Annotated in this window: 13 protein-coding genes and 3 rRNA genes; 13 read left to right on the top strand and 3 right to left on the bottom strand. The window is 64.9% G+C overall.

The window, feature by feature from the left end; translation table 11 throughout:
* Positions 1-2: 2 nt before the first annotated feature.
* Positions 3-593, bottom strand: a complete 591-nt coding sequence (locus tag FB560_RS05180; protein ID WP_141871381.1) for a DUF1349 domain-containing protein — start codon at positions 591-593, stop codon at positions 3-5.
* A gap of 60 nt (positions 594-653) precedes the next feature.
* Here FB560_RS05180 and FB560_RS05185 point away from each other — a divergent pair, with 60 nt between their 5' ends.
* The 4 genes from FB560_RS05185 to FB560_RS05200 all read left to right on the top strand — a co-directional run bounded on the left by FB560_RS05185 (position 654) and on the right by FB560_RS05200 (position 4,294).
* On the top strand, positions 654-1,298 hold the full coding sequence (locus FB560_RS05185) for a SatD family protein (RefSeq protein WP_141871382.1): 645 nt from the start codon (positions 654-656) through the stop codon (positions 1,296-1,298).
* Positions 1,295-2,107 carry a hypothetical protein gene (locus tag FB560_RS05190; protein ID WP_141871383.1) on the top strand — a complete coding sequence of 271 codons (813 nt, stop codon included), beginning with the start codon at positions 1,295-1,297 and terminating at the stop codon, positions 2,105-2,107. Before FB560_RS05185 ends, FB560_RS05190 begins: the two co-directional genes overlap by 4 nt.
* A gap of 28 nt (positions 2,108-2,135) precedes the next feature.
* The gene (tyrS, locus tag FB560_RS05195; RefSeq protein ID WP_141871384.1) at positions 2,136-3,437 is read left to right on the top strand and encodes a tyrosine--tRNA ligase; all 1,302 of its coding nucleotides are present in this window, start codon (positions 2,136-2,138) and stop codon (positions 3,435-3,437) included.
* Between the two features lie 62 nt (positions 3,438-3,499).
* Entirely contained in the window at positions 3,500-4,294 is a 795-nt protein-coding gene (locus FB560_RS05200) for a DUF4184 family protein (RefSeq protein ID WP_141871385.1), read from the top strand.
* On the opposite strand, the gene FB560_RS05205 is transcribed toward FB560_RS05200, so the two are convergent.
* Together FB560_RS05205 and FB560_RS05210 are read right to left on the bottom strand one after the other, a co-directional pair.
* Positions 4,279-5,586: a CoA transferase gene (locus FB560_RS05205; protein WP_229673246.1), complete on the bottom strand. Its 1,308-nt coding sequence runs from the start codon at positions 5,584-5,586 to the stop codon at positions 4,279-4,281. The two genes, FB560_RS05200 and FB560_RS05205, sit on opposite strands and share 16 nt — an antisense overlap.
* Positions 5,583-6,011, bottom strand: a complete 429-nt coding sequence (locus FB560_RS05210; RefSeq protein ID WP_141871386.1) for a HEAT repeat domain-containing protein — start codon at positions 6,009-6,011, stop codon at positions 5,583-5,585. The genes FB560_RS05205 and FB560_RS05210 overlap by 4 nt, the downstream gene beginning before the upstream one ends.
* A gap of 597 nt (positions 6,012-6,608) precedes the next feature.
* Here FB560_RS05210 and FB560_RS05215 point away from each other — a divergent pair.
* The 9 genes from FB560_RS05215 (at position 6,609) to recN (ending at position 19,003) form a co-directional block, all read left to right on the top strand.
* Positions 6,609-8,132 (top strand): 16S ribosomal RNA (locus FB560_RS05215).
* A gap of 416 nt (positions 8,133-8,548) precedes the next feature.
* Positions 8,549-11,653 (top strand): 23S ribosomal RNA (locus tag FB560_RS05220).
* A gap of 108 nt (positions 11,654-11,761) precedes the next feature.
* A 5S ribosomal RNA gene (gene rrf, locus FB560_RS05225) occupies positions 11,762-11,878 on the top strand.
* The 16S, 23S and 5S rRNA genes sit together here, the layout of an rRNA operon.
* A 72-nt stretch (positions 11,879-11,950) precedes the next feature.
* Positions 11,951-14,302, top strand: a complete 2,352-nt coding sequence (locus FB560_RS20870; protein ID WP_233444073.1) for a hypothetical protein — start codon at positions 11,951-11,953, stop codon at positions 14,300-14,302.
* Complete coding sequence (locus FB560_RS05235; protein ID WP_141871387.1) at positions 14,302-15,351, top strand: HAD-IIA family hydrolase; 1,050 nt, start codon at positions 14,302-14,304, stop codon at positions 15,349-15,351. Before FB560_RS20870 ends, FB560_RS05235 begins: the two co-directional genes overlap by 1 nt.
* A gap of 67 nt (positions 15,352-15,418) precedes the next feature.
* Positions 15,419-15,592 (top strand): hypothetical protein, encoded by a 174-nt coding sequence (locus FB560_RS20660; protein ID WP_170198050.1) that lies wholly within the window; start codon positions 15,419-15,421, stop codon positions 15,590-15,592.
* Positions 15,589-16,395 carry a TlyA family RNA methyltransferase gene (locus tag FB560_RS05240; protein ID WP_141871388.1) on the top strand — a complete coding sequence of 269 codons (807 nt, stop codon included), beginning with the start codon at positions 15,589-15,591 and terminating at the stop codon, positions 16,393-16,395. Before FB560_RS20660 ends, FB560_RS05240 begins: the two co-directional genes overlap by 4 nt.
* Positions 16,392-17,312 carry an NAD kinase gene (locus FB560_RS05245; RefSeq protein ID WP_141871389.1) on the top strand — a complete coding sequence of 307 codons (921 nt, stop codon included), beginning with the start codon at positions 16,392-16,394 and terminating at the stop codon, positions 17,310-17,312. The genes FB560_RS05240 and FB560_RS05245 overlap by 4 nt, the downstream gene beginning before the upstream one ends.
* Positions 17,309-19,003 (top strand): DNA repair protein RecN, encoded by a 1,695-nt coding sequence (recN, locus tag FB560_RS05250; RefSeq protein WP_141871390.1) that lies wholly within the window; start codon positions 17,309-17,311, stop codon positions 19,001-19,003. Before FB560_RS05245 ends, recN begins: the two co-directional genes overlap by 4 nt.
* Positions 19,004-19,015 lie beyond the last annotated feature (12 nt).

Raw genomic sequence — 19,015 nt, forward strand, 5'->3', positions numbered from 1 at the left:
CGTCAGTGCAGGTCGACGTCGGCGGCCGAACGCTCCCACCGCGTGAACCGCACGGTGAGGTCGGCGCGCATCGGTGCCGCCAGGAACGGTCCTGCAGCGGCATCCGCCTCGCCGTCGAAGGGGGCGACGCGCACCAGACGCCACGGGCCGTCGTCCGCCTTCGCGCGGATGATCAGCGCATCGGTCCAACGGCTGACCCGCACCGTGATCTCGCTCTCGAGCCAGTCGTCGACGTATCCGACCGACCAGTCCGAGCGGATGTCGGTGACCACGGCACCGAGCCCGAGGTGACCGTCGGCGAACTCGACTCCGGTCTTGACCCAGTGCTCGTCGTCGATGCGGATGAAGACGCCCGCCTGGTCGAACTGGCCGTCCCACGGGGCTCGGAACGACACGTCGATCGCCTCGCCGACCGCGAGCGGGGCGAGGAGGGCGTGCTCGGTGTCGTGCACGAAACCGTAGGCGGTGTGCCGCCAGGCGTCGCTGCCTTCGACGGCGGTGACGTCGAGGTGCGCGTCCGCGGTCTCGAGGGTGTGCTGCGGGGCATGGGTCCACGTGCCATCGGACCAGGGGATGATGTGCGATTCAGGCATGATCACAGACTATAGCCAAATGAGGCATTAATCCAGAAGTAGTCGTGATACGGTTATGTCATGGTCATCGCCGTGATCGCCGACATCGTGGGCTCCCGCAAGCTCGACGATCGTGTCGCCGCGCAGCGCGTGCTGGATGACACGATCGCCCGCGCCGAGCGTGACACCCCGCTGGCGTCGCAACCGCTCACCCCGACGGTCGGAGACGAGCAGCAGGGGGTCTACCGGAACCTCGAGGACGCCATGACCGGCCTGCTCATGATCCAACTGGCGCTGCCGGACGGGATCGCCTTCCGGTTCGGGCTCGGCGTCGGCGCCATCCGCGCTGTCGACTCAACGCACGGCGCGCTGACGGACGGGCCGGGCTGGTGGGCGGCGCGCGAGGCGATCGAGACCGTGCATGCGCGCGAACCCCGTGCCGTGCCGCGGACCCGCTCGTGGATTGTCGGAGCTCCCGGGCAGGATGAGGTCATGAGCAGCACGATCGGAGCATCCAACGCCTATCTGCTCGTGCGCGACGAGCTGGTCGGCGCGATGAACGAACGCGAGCGGCGGCTCACCTACGGGCGTCTGATCGGCGCCTCCCAGCGCGAGCTCGCCGAGCAGGAGGGAATCACGCAGCCGAGCGTCTCGAAGTCCCTGCGCAGTGCGGGTGCTGCGGCGCTGATCGAGGGACTGGCCGCGCTGCGGGGGGAGACGTCATGATCATCGCCGGATTCATCCTGCTCGCGATCGGCGCGGCCGATCTGGTGCGTCAGTTCGCTCCGATCCGCTGGATCGGCTACCTGGCCACCGCCGTACTGCTCCTGCTCCTCGGCAGCGTGAGCGATGCGCTGCTCCCGATGATCGCGGCGCTGGTCGCGGGCGCGGTCTGGGTCTGGTGCATGCCGGACGACCGTCCATCCCCGGCGGGCTTCTGGCCGGCTGTGCTCCTGGCGCTCGTGGTCGTCGGAGCGGTGATCTGGACAGGCGAGAGGGCGGATGCCGGCCTGATCGGCCAGATCTGGCACCTGCGCTCCCCGTTCGGCGAGGTCTCGTTCGATCTCGCGATGCTGGTGCTCGGGCTCGCCGCCTTCCTCCTCGAGTCCGCGAATCTCGTGGTGCGTGCGGCGCTCGACGGCGAGCACACCTGGCGGCCGATGGACTCGGCACGCGAAGAAGCGGCAACGCCGACCGCTGCCGTGACCGACTCGGTCGAGGCAGAAGCGGAGACGCCGGCGCTGGTCGCGCACATCGCGGAACCGGCGGCGACGGTCCCCGATCCCCGCGCCGGATTCAAGGGCGGACGCCTGATCGGTCCGCTCGAGCGGATGCTCGTGCTCATCCTCACGCTCGCCGCGGCCTACCCGATCCTCGCTGCGATGCTCGCGGCGAAGGGAATCGTCCGGTTCCCGGAGATCTCGCGCGACGGCGAGACGGGAGCTCGTGCCGAGTACTTCCTCGTCGGCAGCCTGGTCAGCTGGGTGATCGCGCTCGGCGCCGCCTTCCTCGTCTGGTGGTCGGCGCACAGCTGAGGCGCTGTGCGCTGATAGCCTGGAGCGCGTGTCTGAAACCGCTCTGACGACCGCTGCACCGGCGATCGATCCCACGTTCGAGAACGTGTGGGACGAACTGCTGTGGCGCGGGCTCGTCCACGTGTCCACCGACCAGGAGGCGCTGCGCGCCCTGCTCGCGGGAGACCCCATCACGTATTACTGCGGGTTCGATCCGACGGCGCCGAGCCTGCACCTGGGCAACCTCGTCCAGCTGTTGACGCTGCGTCGCATCCAGCTCGCCGGACACAAGCCCCTCGGCCTGGTCGGCGGCTCGACCGGGCTCATCGGAGATCCGCGCCCGACCGCCGAACGCACGCTGAACACGCGTGAGACCGTGGAGGAGTGGGTCGGCCGTCTGCGCGCGCAGGTCGAGCGCTACCTGAGCTTCGACGGCGACAATGCCGCGCGGATCGTGAACAACCTCGACTGGACGGCGCCGATGTCGGCGATCGACTTCCTGCGCGAGATCGGCAAGCACTACCGTGTCGGCACGATGCTCAAGAAGGATGCGGTCGCTGCGCGGCTGAACTCCGACGAGGGCATCAGCTACACCGAGTTCAGCTACCAGATCCTGCAGGGCATGGACTTCCTCGAGCTGTACCGCCAGTACGACTGCGTGCTCCAGACCGGTGGCTCCGATCAGTGGGGCAACCTCACCAGCGGCACCGACCTCATCCGTCGTGCCGAGGGAGTCTCGGCGCACGCGATCGGCACACCGCTGATCACGAACAGCGACGGCACCAAGTTCGGCAAGAGCGAGGGCAACGCGATCTGGCTCGACGCCGAGATGTGCAGCCCGTACCGCATGTACCAGTTCTGGCTGAGCACCACGGATGCCGATGTGATCGACCGGCTCAAGGTCTTCACGTTCCTCACCCGCGCCGAGATCGAGGAGTACGCGGCGCTGGTCGAGTCCGAGCCGTTCCGTCGTGCGGCGCAGAAGCGTCTCGCGCTCGAGGTGTGCGTCACGGCGCATGGCGTCGACGCGACGGCCGCGGTGATCGCGGCATCCGAGGCGCTGTTCGGTCAGGGAGATCTGACCGCGCTCGATGCGGCCACGCTGCGCACGGCGCTCGAGGAACTGCCGAACGCCACCGTCGAGGCGGGGACGCCCGTGGTCGAGGCGCTGGTCGCGACCACGCTCGTGTCGAGCCTCTCGGAGGCGCGGCGCGCGATCGCCCAGGGCGGTGTCTCGCTCGACGGCGTGCGTGTCGAGGACGAGGCGGCCACGGTGCAGGGAAGCCTTCCGGGCGGTGTCTCCGTGCTGCGTCGCGGCAAGAAGACACTTGCCGGTGTCTTCCTCGCCTGAGAAGGCGCTTTCCACCTCGCTGTTCCCTCGCGCTGCGGCGCGACGACCCCTGAGGAGAGCGGATGCCGTTCACCCCGAGTCATGCGATCGTCGCGTTGCCGTTCATCCGCACGCCTCTGGTGCCGGCGGCGATCGCGATCGGCGCGATGACGCCGGACCTTCCGCTGTTCCTCCGGGGAGTGGGTCTGAACTACACGTTCACCCACACCCCGGGCAACGTGGTGTGGACCGCGTTGCTGGCATTCGTGCTCTTCCTGGTCTGGCGCGTGGTGCTGCGCCCTGCCGTTCCCGAGCTCACGCCGCTCTGGCTCGCCCGACGTCTGCCCGCGGACTGGCGCGACTCCGGCCTCGTGGCGGCGGGGCGCGCGGTCGGCGTAGGACAGAGGCGTGCGTTCCCGGTGCTGTTGGCGGTGTCGCTGATCCTCGGCGTGCTGTCACACATCCTGTGGGACTACTTCACGCATGAGGGGCGCTGGGGCGTGGACCTCTTCCCCGCGCTGGGTGAGATGTGGGGACCGCTGCTCGGCTACAAGTGGCTGCAGTACGGATCCAGTGTCCTGGGCCTCGCCGGCATCGGCCTCTGGGCGCTGCTGCGCGTGCGGCGCAGTGTCCCGCGCCCCGGCACCGTGCAGCGCGTGCCGAACGCGGTACGCGTCGCGTGGTGGGTGTCTCTTCCGGTGATCCTCGTCGCGGCCTGGCTCCTCGGCCTCGCACTGTACGGTCCGCTCACCGAAGTGTTCACGCTGCAGCATCTCGCGTACCGGGTGCTTCCTCCGGCGTGCGCGCTGTGGGGAGCGATCACGCTGGTGCTGTGTGTGACCCTGTCGCTGTCATCGCGACCTCACCAGCGCGGCTGATCCTCGCCCCACGGTCGCGGGGCGGCGAAGTCGAAGCCCGGTATCGCCGGCGCAGCGGTGACGAGTGTCTGCCCGGCCACGTCGAAGTGGGCGACGTGGTGCGCGGGGTCGAACGGAACCTCCGCTGCGGGCTCCGGCCGGCGGGGCATCCCCAGCAGCTCGGCGGCGACGCGTCGCAGCGAGGTCTGCACCTGCCATGATCCGCCTTCCTCGGCACGGCGCCGGATCAGCGTGATGACGGCGGCGGCGAGCAGATAACCGGCGCTGTGATCCAGGGCCTGAGCGGGCAGCGCGCCAGGGCGGTCTCCGTCGGGGGACTCGATCCACGCGATCCCCGACTCCGCCTGCACCAGGCTGTCGAATCCGGCGCGCCGGGGATGCTCGGCCCCCCAGGCGCTCAGCCGCGCGACCAGCAACCCGGGGTACCTCTCGGTCAGATCGCCCGGCGCGAGGCCGAGGCGATCGAGTGCGTCCGGCCGATAACCGAGCACGACGACATCCGCAGCCGAGAGCAGGTCGTGCATGTGCGCGGAGCGTGCATCCAGGAGCGCCGTGCGCTTGCCGTGCCCGGTATCGAAGTGCTGCCACCCTGGCTCGGGCAGGTGAGGCGGGTCGATGCGCAGCACGTCGGCTCCGAGCACGGCCAGTGTGCGGGTGCACACGGGGCCGGCGATGACGCGCGTGAGATCCAGCACGCGGATGCCGTCGAGGGGGCGACCCGTCGATGCGGCCGCTCGGCGTGGGGGAGCGGTCGGGCTGTCGATCCTGCGGACGTCGAGGAGAGGACGGGAGCGCAGCATCGCATCGACGTCGGGATCTTCGAGGAGCACAGGGACGGCGAGACCACCGGCTGCGGTGATCGCGGCGACAGCAACGCTCGACGGACGAACGGCGAGGGCGTCGCGAACCTGATCTGCGCCGGCTGTCGTGTCGAGCAGGAGGGCGGAGCGGAGTCCGGCGGCGTGATGCGCATAGTTGCCATGTGTGCGCACCCACCCGTCGACGGTGCGCCAGAACCCGGAGAAAGGCGACCACACCGGGGGAGCGGTGCCGTCGATCGTGAGGAAGCGGTCGCTCCGGTATGCGGCGGCGATGCGATGAGGGTCCAGCGTGGCGGCATCTCCCTGCGCCGCACAGACGACTGCCGCCACGCTGGCCCAGGCCAGGTCACCGGTGGAGAGCCGGGAGGGGAGGGGGACTGGGATGCTCGCGGCATGGACATCCCGGATCAGTCGGGGATCCGCACCCAGTTCCGTCCACACACGGGAGAGGAGATGGCGGCCCGCGTTCACCGGTCGCTCATCTCGCGAGGACGACCGAGCGCGCGCCAGGCCTGACGCCGTACTCGTTCGACAGGATCATCGGTCAGGGCGTCGACGACACCGTCGGGATCGGGGAGCTGATGCGCCGCGATCACCTTGAGTGCCATCTCCCGCAAGCGCCACGCGTCGTCACCCGTCGCGCGGAGGACGAGGTCCGGCCGTGCGGGAGGGCCGATGTGGAGGAGCGCCCGTGCTCCCCAGACGCGGGACCAGTACGGGGGCCACCCGAGAGCGCCGCGAATCCAGACGATGTCGGGGTAACGAGTGTCGCCGGCGACCGCCTCTCCGGAGAGCAGATCCTCGCACCACGCGAGAGTGAGGTCCCGTCCGAAGTGCTCTTCGGCGAGACGTGCGGCATCGCGCGGATGCAGACGCTGAGTGGGGAGCGGGAGCATGCCGCGATCGTACTCCTGACGGCGATCTGGCGGAAAATCGTTGCTGATCCGGCAAAACCTCGTCTCGTACCGTGACGACACGCCCGGGGGGTGCGCCCCGATTTGCCAGAACCCCGGGATCCGCGTAACTTATTACTTGTTCGCCCCACAGGGAAGCGGAGAAGCCGAGAGCTTCACCCCCCTCAAGTGGCAGAGCCACTCCCGATTCAGATCCTCTCTTGAGGGGATCGGACGCTTGCGTCTAGAATGGGAGGTCCACTCCTTCTGCGGTCTTCCAGACTGCGCTTCGGATCTGAGATCCGGTCGGCGCGTCGATTTGACTTGCGGGGCCGAGTGGGTAAGATAGAGAAGTTGCCCTTCGGGCCTGGTTGTGATGACTGGGTCGTGGGAGCATCCGATCCTTGAGAACTCAACAGCGTGCACTTGTCAAATGCCAAATTATCCTCGTCTAGCTTCGGCTAGTTGAGAATTCCTTTGGATCAAAGACCAATCCCTTCCGGGGGGTTGGCAATGGATGAAGTCAGCAATGAATTTGTCTCTTTGGTCAGCATCAAACTCGCTGCGTCACCGTTTTCCCGGTGGGGTATGCATTTCTTTTTTACGGAGAGTTTGATCCTGGCTCAGGATGAACGCTGGCGGCGTGCTTAACACATGCAAGTCGAACGGTGAACACGGAGCTTGCTCTGTGGGATCAGTGGCGAACGGGTGAGTAACACGTGAGCAACCTACCCCTGACTCTGGGATAAGCGCTGGAAACGGCGTCTAATACTGGATATGTGGCGTGACCGCATGGTCTGCGTCTGGAAAGAATTTCGGTTGGGGATGGGCTCGCGGCCTATCAGCTTGTTGGTGAGGTAATGGCTCACCAAGGCGTCGACGGGTAGCCGGCCTGAGAGGGTGACCGGCCACACTGGGACTGAGACACGGCCCAGACTCCTACGGGAGGCAGCAGTGGGGAATATTGCACAATGGGCGCAAGCCTGATGCAGCAACGCCGCGTGAGGGATGACGGCCTTCGGGTTGTAAACCTCTTTTAGCAGGGAAGAAGCGAAAGTGACGGTACCTGCAGAAAAAGCGCCGGCTAACTACGTGCCAGCAGCCGCGGTAATACGTAGGGCGCAAGCGTTATCCGGAATTATTGGGCGTAAAGAGCTCGTAGGCGGTTTGTCGCGTCTGCTGTGAAATCCGGAGGCTCAACCTCCGGCCTGCAGTGGGTACGGGCAGACTAGAGTGCGGTAGGGGAGATTGGAATTCCTGGTGTAGCGGTGGAATGCGCAGATATCAGGAGGAACACCGATGGCGAAGGCAGATCTCTGGGCCGTAACTGACGCTGAGGAGCGAAAGGGTGGGGAGCAAACAGGCTTAGATACCCTGGTAGTCCACCCCGTAAACGTTGGGAACTAGTTGTGGGGTCCATTCCACGGATTCCGTGACGCAGCTAACGCATTAAGTTCCCCGCCTGGGGAGTACGGCCGCAAGGCTAAAACTCAAAGGAATTGACGGGGACCCGCACAAGCGGCGGAGCATGCGGATTAATTCGATGCAACGCGAAGAACCTTACCAAGGCTTGACATATACGAGAACGGGCCAGAAATGGTCAACTCTTTGGACACTCGTAAACAGGTGGTGCATGGTTGTCGTCAGCTCGTGTCGTGAGATGTTGGGTTAAGTCCCGCAACGAGCGCAACCCTCGTTCTATGTTGCCAGCACGTAATGGTGGGAACTCATGGGATACTGCCGGGGTCAACTCGGAGGAAGGTGGGGATGACGTCAAATCATCATGCCCCTTATGTCTTGGGCTTCACGCATGCTACAATGGCCGGTACAAAGGGCTGCAATACCGCGAGGTGGAGCGAATCCCAAAAAGCCGGTCCCAGTTCGGATTGAGGTCTGCAACTCGACCTCATGAAGTCGGAGTCGCTAGTAATCGCAGATCAGCAACGCTGCGGTGAATACGTTCCCGGGTCTTGTACACACCGCCCGTCAAGTCATGAAAGTCGGTAACACCTGAAGCCGGTGGCCTAACCCTTGTGGAGGGAGCCGTCGAAGGTGGGATCGGTAATTAGGACTAAGTCGTAACAAGGTAGCCGTACCGGAAGGTGCGGCTGGATCACCTCCTTTCTAAGGAGCATCTGACTCTTCGGAGTCCAGAACCCAGATCGAAGGCATACGTTCTTCGCTGGGAGCTCATGGGTGGAACATTTGACATGGCATCGAGATCTGATCTCGGAACTAGTACGCTGCTTCGGCGGTTGGAAGGTTCTGGGTGAGGGGACCGGTGTCTGCACGCTGTTGGGTCCTGAGGGACCGGATGCGGATCCTTTGGGATTCGAGTCTGTACCTCTGGACCTCTTTCTGTTTCCTCTTTTGGGGGGTTGTGGATGGGGGTACCGCCCGTACTTTGAGAACTACACAGTGGACGCGAGCATCTTGCAACAGCCTTCGGGTTGTTGCACAAGATGATCTTAAAGATCATTAGTCAATTTCATGCCGGACCTTTCGGGGTCTGGTGTCGATTCTGATTCAAACTCATGTGATTTCAAGTCTTTAAGAGCAAACGGTGGATGCCTTGGCATCTGGAGCCGAAGAAGGACGTAGCAATCTGCGATAAGCCTCGGGGAACTGATAAGCAAGTTTTGATCCGAGGGTGTCCGAATGGGGAAACCCCGCTGGGCGGCGTGCCGACCTAGTGACTCCCGCCTGAATATATAGGGCGGGTAGAGGGAACGTGGGGAAGTGAAACATCTCAGTACCCACAGGAAGAGAAAGCAACCGCGATTCCGTTAGTAGTGGCGAGCGAAACCGGAACAGGCTAAACCTAGCGTGTGTGATAGCCGGCAGGCGTTGCACGTTGGGGGTTGTGGGACTTTTCAGTCATCTCTGCCGAGATGGCGGCGTTACAAGAAGGTATAGACGAACGGTCTTGAAAGGCCGGTCATAGAGGGTGCCAACCCCGTAGTCGAAATGCCTCTCTTGGCGCGAAGAGTATCCCAAGTAGCACGGGGCCCGTGAAATCCCGTGTGAATCTGTCAGGACCACCTGATAAGCCTAAATACTCCCAGATGACCGATAGCGGACAAGTACCGTGAGGGAAAGGTGAAAAGTACCCCGGGAGGGGAGTGAAATAGTACCTGAAACCGTTTGCTTACAAACCGTTGGAGCCTCCTTAGTAGGGGTGACAGCGTGCCTTTTGAAGAATGAGCCTGCGAGTTAGCGATATGTGGCGAGGTTAACCCGTGTGGGGTAGCCGTAGCGAAAGCGAGTCTGAATAGGGCGATTCAGTCGCATGTCCTAGACCCGAAGCGAAGTGATCTATCCATGGCCAGGTTGAAGCGACGGTAAGACGTCGTGGAGGACCGAACCCACTTAGGTTGAAAACTGAGGGGATGAGCTGTGGATAGGGGTGAAAGGCCAATCAAACTTCGTGATAGCTGGTTCTCTCCGAAATGCATTTAGGTGCAGCGTTGCGTGTTTCTTGCCGGAGGTAGAGCTACTGGATGGCCGATGGGCCCTACAAGGTTACTGACGTCAGCCAAACTCCGAATGCCGGTAAGTGAGAGCGCAGCAGTGAGACTGTGGGGGATAAGCTTCATAGTCGAGAGGGAAACAACCCAGACCACCAACTAAGGTCCCAAAGCGCGTGCTAAGTGGGAAAGGATGTGGAGTTGCTTTGACAACCAGGAGGTTGGCTTAGAAGCAGCCACCCTTGAAAGAGTGCGTAATAGCTCACTGGTCAAGTGATTCCGCGCCGACAATGTAACGGGGCTCAAGCACGCCACCGAAGTTGTGGCATTGATATTTTTGGTAGGCCTTCGTGGTCCAGCCGTATTGATGGGTAGGAGAGCGTCGTGTGGCCAGCGAAGCGGCGGTGTAAACCAGCCGTGGAGGCCACACGAGTGAGAATGCAGGCATGAGTAGCGAATGACGTGTGAGAAACACGTCCTCCGAAAGACCAAGGGTTCCAGGGTCAAGCTAATCTTCCCTGGGTAAGTCGGGACCTAAGGCGAGGCCGACAGGCGTAGTCGATGGACAACGGGTTGATATTCCCGTACCGGCGAAGAACCGCCCAAGCTAATCCAGTAGTGCTAAGTGTCTGAATCCCAGTGACTGATCCCTTCGGGGTGACGCTCTGGGCCTAGCGCACGACCCCATTCTGGTGCGGTTAGCGTATTAACAGGTGTGACGCAGGAAGGTAGCCCAAGCCAGGCGATGGTTGTCCTGGTGCAAGTGCGTAGGCCGAGAGATAGGCAAATCCGTCTCTCACATAGGCTGAGACACGATGCGGATAAAAAGTGGGTGATCCTATGCTGCCAAGAAAAGCATCGACGCGAGGTTCTAGCCGCCCGTACCCCAAACCGACTCAGGTGGTCAGGTAGAGAATACCAAGGAGATCGAGAGAATCGTGGTTAAGGAACTCGGCAAAATGCCCCCGTAACTTCGGGAGAAGGGGGGCCTTCGGCGTATAGGGATTTACTCCCGAAAGCGTTTGGAGGCCGCAGAGACTAGTGGGTAGCGACTGTTTACTAAAAACACAGGTCCGTGCCAAGTCGCAAGACGATGTATACGGACTGACGCCTGCCCGGTGCTGGAAGGTTAAGAGGACCGGTTAGCCGCAAGGCGAAGCTGAGAATTTAAGCCCCAGTAAACGGCGGTGGTAACTATAACCATCCTAAGGTAGCGAAATTCCTTGTCGGGTAAGTTCCGACCTGCACGAATGGCGTAACGACTTCCCAACTGTCTCAACCGCGAACTCGGCGAAATTGCATTACGAGTAAAGATGCTCGTTACGCGCAGCAGGACGGAAAGACCCCGTGACCTTTACTACAGCTTGGTATTGGTGTTCGGTGTGGCTTGTGTAGGATAGGTGGGAGACTTTGAAGCATGGACGCCAGTTCATGTGGAGTCATTGTTGAAATACCACTCTGGTCACTCTGGATATCTAACTTCGAACCGTAATCCGGTTCAGGGACAGTGCCTGGTGGGTAGTTTAACTGGGGCGGTTGCCTCCCAAAAAGTAACGGAGGCGCCCAAAGGTTCCCTCAACCTGGTTGGCAATCAGGTGTCGAGTGTAAGTGCACAAGGGAGCTTGACTGTGAGACTGACAGGTCGAGCAGGGACGAAAGTCGGGACTAGTGATCCGGCAGTGGCTTGTGGAAGCGCTGTCGCTCAACGGATAAAAGGTACCTCGGGGATAACAGGCTGATCTTGCCCAAGAGTCCATATCGACGGCATGGTTTGGCACCTCGATGTCGGCTCGTCGCATCCTGGGGCTGGAGTAGGTCCCAAGGGTTGGGCTGTTCGCCCATTAAAGCGGTACGCGAGCTGGGTTTAGAACGTCGTGAGACAGTTCGGTCCCTATCCGCTGCGCGCGTAGGAAATTTGAGAGGATCTGACCCTAGTACGAGAGGACCGGGTTGGACGAACCTCTGGTGTGTCAGTTGTTCCGCCAGGAGCACCGCTGATTAGCTACGTTCGGGATGGATAACCGCTGAAAGCATCTAAGCGGGAAGCCGGCCTCAAGATGAGATTTCCATACCTTCGGGTGAGAGGCTCCCAGCCAGACTACTGGGTTGATAGGCCAGATGTGGAAGTGCAGTAATGCATGCAGCTGACTGGTACTAATAAGCCGATGACTTGATAACACACCGTTTGTTGGTGCTACGCGTCCACTGAGTGGTTCTCGATGTACGGTCGAGAACCGCATAACAACAATGACTTTGTTATGTGTTTGATTGAAACATCAATAGTGTTTCGGCGGCCATAGCGTGAGGGAAACGCCCGGTTACATTCCGAACCCGGAAGCTAAGCCTCACAGCGCCGATGGTACTGCAGGGGGGACCCTGTGGGAGAGTAGGACACCGCCGGACTTCTTTTAAGCAAATGGCCACCCATCGATGGGTGGCCATTTTGCGTTTACACGAAATACAACAGGGAGCATCATGCCGGAAGAGGAAGAGCGCCGTCCGCGTCGCAACGACGACAGTGGATCGCGCGGTCAGCGCCCCTCCGGTGGTCGTCCCGCATCAAACCGTGACGGCGCCCCGCGCCGTGAGGGCGGCGGGTACAACCGTGATTCCGCGCCCCGTCGTGACGGTGACAATCGTTCCGGCGGTTATAGCCGTGACTCGGCTCCCCGTCGCGAGGGTGGCGGGTACAACCGCGATTCCGCGCCGCGTCGTGACGACAACCGCTCCGGTGGTGGTTACAACCGTGACTCCGCGCCTCGTCGCGACGACAACCGCTCCGGTGGTGGTTACAACCGTGACTCCGCGCCTCGTCGCGACGACAACCGCTCCGGTGGTGGTTACAACCGTGACTCCGCTCCGCGTCGTGATGACAACCGCTCTGGCGGCTACAACCGCGACTCCGCGCCCCGTCGAGAGGGTGGCGGCTACAACCGTGACTCCGCTCCGCGTCGTGATGACAACCGTTCCGGCGGCTACAACCGCGACTCGGCACCGCGCCGTGATGACAACCGGTCCGGTGGTGGTTACAACCGTGACTCTGCGCCGCGTCGCGACGATAACCGCTCCGGCGGTGGTTACAACCGCGACTCCGCACCTCGTCGCGAGGGCGGCTACAACCGTGACTCTGCACCTCGTCGTGAGGGCGGCTACACCCGTGACTCCGCGCCTCGTCGTGATGGTGGTGGCTACAACCGTGACTCTGCACCTCGTCGTGAGGGCGGCTACAACCGTGACTCTGCACCTCGTCGTGAGGGCGGCTACAACCGTGACTCTGCACCTCGTCGTGAGGGCGGCTACAACCGTGACTCCGCTCCGCGCCGCGAGGGTGGCGGGTACAACCGTGACTCCGCTCCGCGCCGCGAGGGTGGCGGGTACAACCGTGACTCGGCACCGCGCCGCGAGGGTGGCGGCTACAACCGCGACTCCGCACCGCGTCGAGACGACAACCGCTCCGGCGGTGGCTTCAACCGTGACTCTGCTCCGCGCCGCGAGGCTGGCGGCTACAACCGTGATTCCGCGCCTCGTCGCGAGGGCGGTGGCTACAACCGTGACTCGGCACCGCGTCGTGACGACAACCGTTCCGGCGGTGGCTTCAACCGTGACTCTGCTCCGCGCCGCGAGGGTGGCGGCTACAACCGTGATTCCGCGCCTCGTCGCGAGGGTGGCGGCTACAACCGTGACTCTGCGCCCCGTCGTGACGACAACCGCTCCGGTGGTTACAACCGCGACTCCGCGCCTCGTCGTGAAGGTGGCGGCTACAACCGCGATTCCGCACCTCGTCGTGAGGGCGGCGACCGCGACCGCGCGCGTTCCTTCCCGCAGCGCGGGGGAGCCGGCCGTGAGCGTCCGGTGCAGGCGGCCAACGAGCGCCCGCGCTCGAACGACCCGCTCATCCCTGAGGACGTCACCGCGCGCGACCTGCACACGTCCGCTCGCAATGAGCTCAAGACGCTGAGCAAGGAGAATGCCGAGGTCGTGGCTCAGCACCTCGCCATGGCTTCGCGTCTGATCGACGAGGACCCGGCGCTCGCTCACGAGCACGCGCTGGCCGCGTCGCGTCGCGCCGGTCGTATCGCCATCGTCCGCGAGACGCTCGGCATCACGGCCTACGCGAACGAGGACTTCGCTCTCGCTCTGCGTGAGCTGCGCACGTACCGTCGCATCTCCGGCAAGGACGACCAGATCGCCCTCATGGTGGACAGCGAGCGCGGCATCGGTCGCCCCGATCGCGCACTCGAGACCGGTCGCGCGATCGATCGCTCCGCGCTGCCCACCCCTGTTCGTGTCGCTCTCGCGATCGCGATGTCCGGAGCGCGCCTCGACCAGGGCGACCTGGAGCTCGCGCTCGGCGAGCTCGAGATCCCCGAGCTCGACCCCGACCGCGCCTTCGAGTGGAGCCCCGCGCTCTTCGCAGCGCGCGCCGCCGTCCTCGAAGACCTTGGACGCGACGACGAGGCTGCCTTCTGGGCGCATCGCGCGGAGGTCGCTGCTGAGGCGCTCGGCGTCGACGAAGCCGGTGACGAGGAGCTCATCGTCGAAGACGGTCTGATCGAAGACGAGTTCCTCGATGACGAGCCCGCAGACGACGAGTCCGCCGTAGCATCCGACTCTTCCGACGAGGACGAGGACGAGGACGAGGACGAGGACGAGGACGCGAGCGAGTCCGCAGACGAAGACGAAGCAGAAGCAGAACCAGACGCAGAGCCGACGGTCGAGGACGAGGTGCGCGAGCTCCTGGGCGAGACCGACGACGCTGCTGACGCTGCTGACGACTCCGACGCTGCTGATGACTCCGACTCCGAGACCGAGGAGCGGAACGCGTAATGGGGCTGTTCTCCCGGGCCCGTCCCACCTCTTCCACGCCGTCCACGCCCCTCGCCGGGGTGGACACGGTCCTCGCGGACCTGGACGGGGTGGTCTACGCCGGCCCGGGAGCTCTCCCCTTCGCGGTGGACAGCCTGAATGAGGCAGGCAAGTCCGCCCGACTCGGATACATCACCAACAACGCGGCGCGGACCGATGCATCGGTCGCTGCGCACCTGAGCAGTCTCGGTCTCGAGGTCGCTGCATCCGACGTCGTCACCAGTCCGCAGGCGGCGATGCGCCTCTTGACGGGTATTCTCCCCGCTCCCGCCACGATTCTGGTCGTCGGCGGAGACGGGCTGGTCGACGAGGTCGAGAAGGCCGGCTACACGGTCACCCGCAGCGCGGAGGATGCGCCGAGCGCGGTCGTGCAGGGGTTCGCTCCCGAGGTGGCGTGGACCGATCTCGCTGAGGCCGCGTTCGCCCTGAAGCTGCCGGAGGACGAAGGCGGCATCCCCTGGATCGCCACGAACACCGACTGGACCATTCCCCGGGAGCGGGGAGTGGCGCCCGGCAACGGCACGCTCGTGTCCGCTGTGCACACGGCGATCGGTCGTCTGGCGACCGTCGCCGGAAAGCCAGAGGCTCCGATCTTCGAAGAGGCATTGGCCCGCTTCGGCGCGACCAAGGCGTTGTTCATCGGCGACCGGCTCGACACCGACATCATGGGTGCCTGCCGAGTCGGCATCGACTCCGCGCTCGTGCTGACGGGGATCGATCGGCCGAAGCACGTGCTGGCGGCACCCGAGGGCTCGCGTCCCACCTACATCCTCGCCGACCTGCGCGATCTTCACCTTCCCTACCCCGAGGCTGTCGAGAAGGACGGCGTCTTCTCGGTGAACGGGGCGGCCGTGCGCGTCACCGGAGCGGATGTCGAGATCGTCGCGGACTCCGGATCGCAGATCGATCTGCTCCGTGCCGGCGCTGCCGCGATCTGGGCATCAGGAACTCCCGTCTTCGTCCTGCGCGTGCCGGAGCGTCTCTACGACGACCCGTTCCACCGCCCCTGACCCGCGCCGCTGCGATGGCGTCGACGTGGCGCCGTCGGCTGTCCGAGGCGCCGCGTACAGTAGAAGCGTGAGTGAAGAGACGAGTGCGCCGACCGACGGCCTGTGGAGTCGTCTGCGTCTGATCGAAGGACAACCGCTGCCCGCGCGTGCCGATGCGTATTCCGCGCTGCACGACGAGCTGTCCCGCCGCCTCGACAGCGGCGCGAAGCTCGATCAGCGCGAGACTCCGGCGCCCCGATGACGCGACTCGACGCCGCCCTCGCCGCGCGAGGCATCGCCCGCTCGCGCACCCACGCCGCCACCCTCATCTCCGACGGTCTCGTCAGCGTGAACGGTCGGCAGATCGTGAAGGCCTCAACGGCTGTGTCCGATGACGCCGAGATCACGGTCGCGGGTGCCGATCACTATGTCGGCCGCGCGGCGCACAAGCTGATCGCCGCACTCGACGGGTTCGGCATCGTGGCCACGGATCGCTTGGCTCTCGACATGGGAGCATCGACCGGCGGCTTCACGCAGGTGCTGCGTGAGCGCGGCGCCCGCCGCGTGCTCGCTGTCGACGTCGGTCACGGCCAGCTGGCTGAGGCCATCGTTGCGGACCCCGGCGTCGTCTCGGTCGAGGGCTACAACGTCCGGTACATGACTCCCGAGAACCTGACGGGCGTCACCGGCGAGCCCGTCGCCCCCGACCTCATCGTCGGCGATCTCTCCTTCATCTCCTTGGAACTGATCCTTCCCGCCGTCGCGGCGGTGGCGGCTGCTGCCCCCGGAGAACCTGACATCGTGCTCCTGGTGAAGCCGCAGTTCGAGGTGGGACGCACCGCGGTGCGCGGAGGACTGGTTACCGACGCGGCGACGCGCGCCGACGTCGTCGCCCGCACGGTCTGGAGCGCGTGGGACGTCGGTCTGGGCATGCTCGGCATCCTTCCCTCCCCGATCCTGGGAACGCACGGCAACGCGGAGTATCTGGTGCATCTCGCGCCGGGGCGCGGCACCAATCCGACAGAATGGTTGGATCGCATCAACGCGTTGGCAGGAGGACGATGAACGAGCGGAACATCCTGGTCGTCGCGCACGCCGGCCGCGTCGACACCGTCAAGGCCGCTCGCCGCGTCGTCGATGCATTGCGGGGCGCCGGGGCGCGCCCCGTGCTGGCCGCTGATGATCGCACCGAGCTCGCCGCCGTCGATGCGGCCTTCGCGGATGTCGACGTGCTGGGCGAGACCGTGGATCCTGCCGACCTCGAGCTCGCGATCGTCCTGGGCGGCGACGGCACCATCCTGCGCGCTGCGGAGCTGGTGCGCGACACCGGCGCTCCCGTGCTGGGCATCAACATGGGACACGTCGGCTTCCTCGCCGAGATCGATCGGGACGACATGGACGATGCGGTGCGCCGGGTCATCGCCCGTGACTACGAGGTCGAGGAACGTCTGGCGCTCTCCGTCCGCGTCAAGGATGCCGACGGCGCCGTCGTGTACGAGACCTGGGCGCTGAACGAGGCGACGGTCGAGAAGGCCAGCCGCGAACGCATGATCGAGATTGTCCTCGAGATCGACGGCCGTCCGCTGTCGAGCTTCGGCTGCGATGGCATGGTGATCTCGACCCCGACCGGCTCCACGGCCTACAACTTCTCTGCCGGCGGACCCGTGATCTGGCCCAGCGTCGAGGCCATCGCCGTCGTGCCGCTCTCGGCGCACGCCCTGTTCGCAAAGCCCCTGGTCGTGAGCCCCGATGCCTCCGTCGCGATCGAGATGCTGGAACGAACGGATGGGTCGGGCATCCTGTGGTGCGACGGTCGACGTTCGCACGAACTCCCTCCCGGCGCTCGTGTCGTCGCGCGCCGGTCGTCACGTCCGGTGCGGCTGGCACGCCTGCACCCCACCGCCTTCACGGATCGTCTCGTCCGCAAGTTCCAGCTGCCCGTCGAGGGCTGGCGGGGGCAGGAACCGGGGAAGCAGCCATGATCGAGGAGATGCGGCTGCAGGGCCTCGGCGTGATCGCCGACGCCGTGCTCCCACTCGGTCCCGGGTTCACGGCCATCACTGGCGAGACCGGCGCGGGCAAGACCATGGTCGTCACGGGCCTGGGGCTGTTGCTCGGGCAGCGTGCGGATTCCGGCGCGGTGCGCGCGGGCGCGACGCAGGCCTCGGTTGCCGGAGTGTGGATCGTTCCCGAGACCGGTGACGTCGCCGATATCGTGACGGATGCCGGGGGAGAGCTCGAACCTGCCGACTCCGGGAATGCGGAGCTCTACGTCTCCCGCACGCTGAGCGCAGAAGGCAGAAGCAGGGCCAGTGTCGGTGGGCGAGCAGCACCGGCGGGTGTGCTGTCCGCCCTCGCCGAGGAACTCGTCGTCGTGCACGGCCAGTCGGAGCAGCTCCGTCTTCGCTCGGCTGCCGCGCAGCGCGACGCGCTCGACAGGTTCGGTGGAGCACCCATCGCCTCGGCGCTTTCGACCTACGCCGCGTCCTTCTCGCGCTGGAAGGAGCTCGACTCGGAGATCGCAGAGATCACCGGTAATCGAGACCGCCGTGCAGAAGAAGCATCGCGGCTTCGGGAGGCGCTCGCCCTGATCGAGGCCACGGCGCCCGAAGCAGGGGAGGACGAGGAACTCGCGGTCCGCGCGGAGCGACTCGCCAATGCCGAAGAACTCCGTCTCGCCGCCTCGCAGGCGCACGATGCCCTGTCGAACGAGGAGGGCGAGCCGGATGCGACCAGTGCGATCGCCGAGGCCCGGCGCGTGCTGGAACGCTCCTCCGACGGCACGCTCACCGAGATCGCTGCCGTCCTGGCCGACATCGGCTACCGGATCGCGGATGCTGCGGGGCAGCTCTCGGCGTACCTCGCCGACCTCGACGAGAGCGGCCCGCATGAGCTCGCCACGGTCGAGGAGCGCCGCGCCGCGCTGAGCGTGCTGATCCGTGCGCACGGCTCGCTCGACGAAGCGATCGCGCTGTGGGAGTCCGGATCCGCCCGTCTCGCCGAGCTCGACGATGACGGCGACCGTGTCGATCGCCTGATCGCGGAACGCGATGCCGTCCGGGCGGAGCTCGACGGGCACGCGCAGATCCTCACGGCCGCCCGCACGTCTGCAGCCGTGACGCTCGGCGCCGAGGTGAGCGAGGAGCTGCACGCCCTGGCGATGCCGGACGCGCGGATCGAGGTCTCCGTCACCGAGGGCGCCGAGAGCGCACACGGCCGCGACGACGTCTCGATCCTGCTCGCCCCGCACCCCGGCGCCGAACCGCGATCCGTCGCCAAGGGGGCGTCCGGGGGAGAGCTCTCGCGGGTGATGCTGGCGATCGAGGTCGTCATCGCCGGAACCGACCCCGTGCCGACCTTCGTGTTCGACGAAGTGGACGCCGGCATCGGCGGTGCGGCGGCGATCGAGGTCGGACGGCGACTCGCCCGGCTTGCCGAGAAGTCCCAAGTCATCGCGGTCACCCATCTCGCCCAGGTCGCCGCGTTCGCCACGAACCATCTCTCGGTCGTGAAAGCCCACGACGGAGCTGTCACCGCCTCCAGCGTCCGCCGATTGGCGGGCTCCGAGCGTGAGGCGGAGATGGCTCGACTGCTGTCCGGATTGACCGATTCGGATGCCGCCCTCACCCACGCCCGAGAACTTCTCAGCCTCGGCGCCTCAGCGAACTGTTAGGATTGAAGCCCG

The sequence above is a fragment of the Microbacterium saperdae genome (genome assembly GCF_006716345.1).
GTDB lineage: Bacteria > Actinomycetota > Actinomycetes > Actinomycetales > Microbacteriaceae > Microbacterium > Microbacterium saperdae.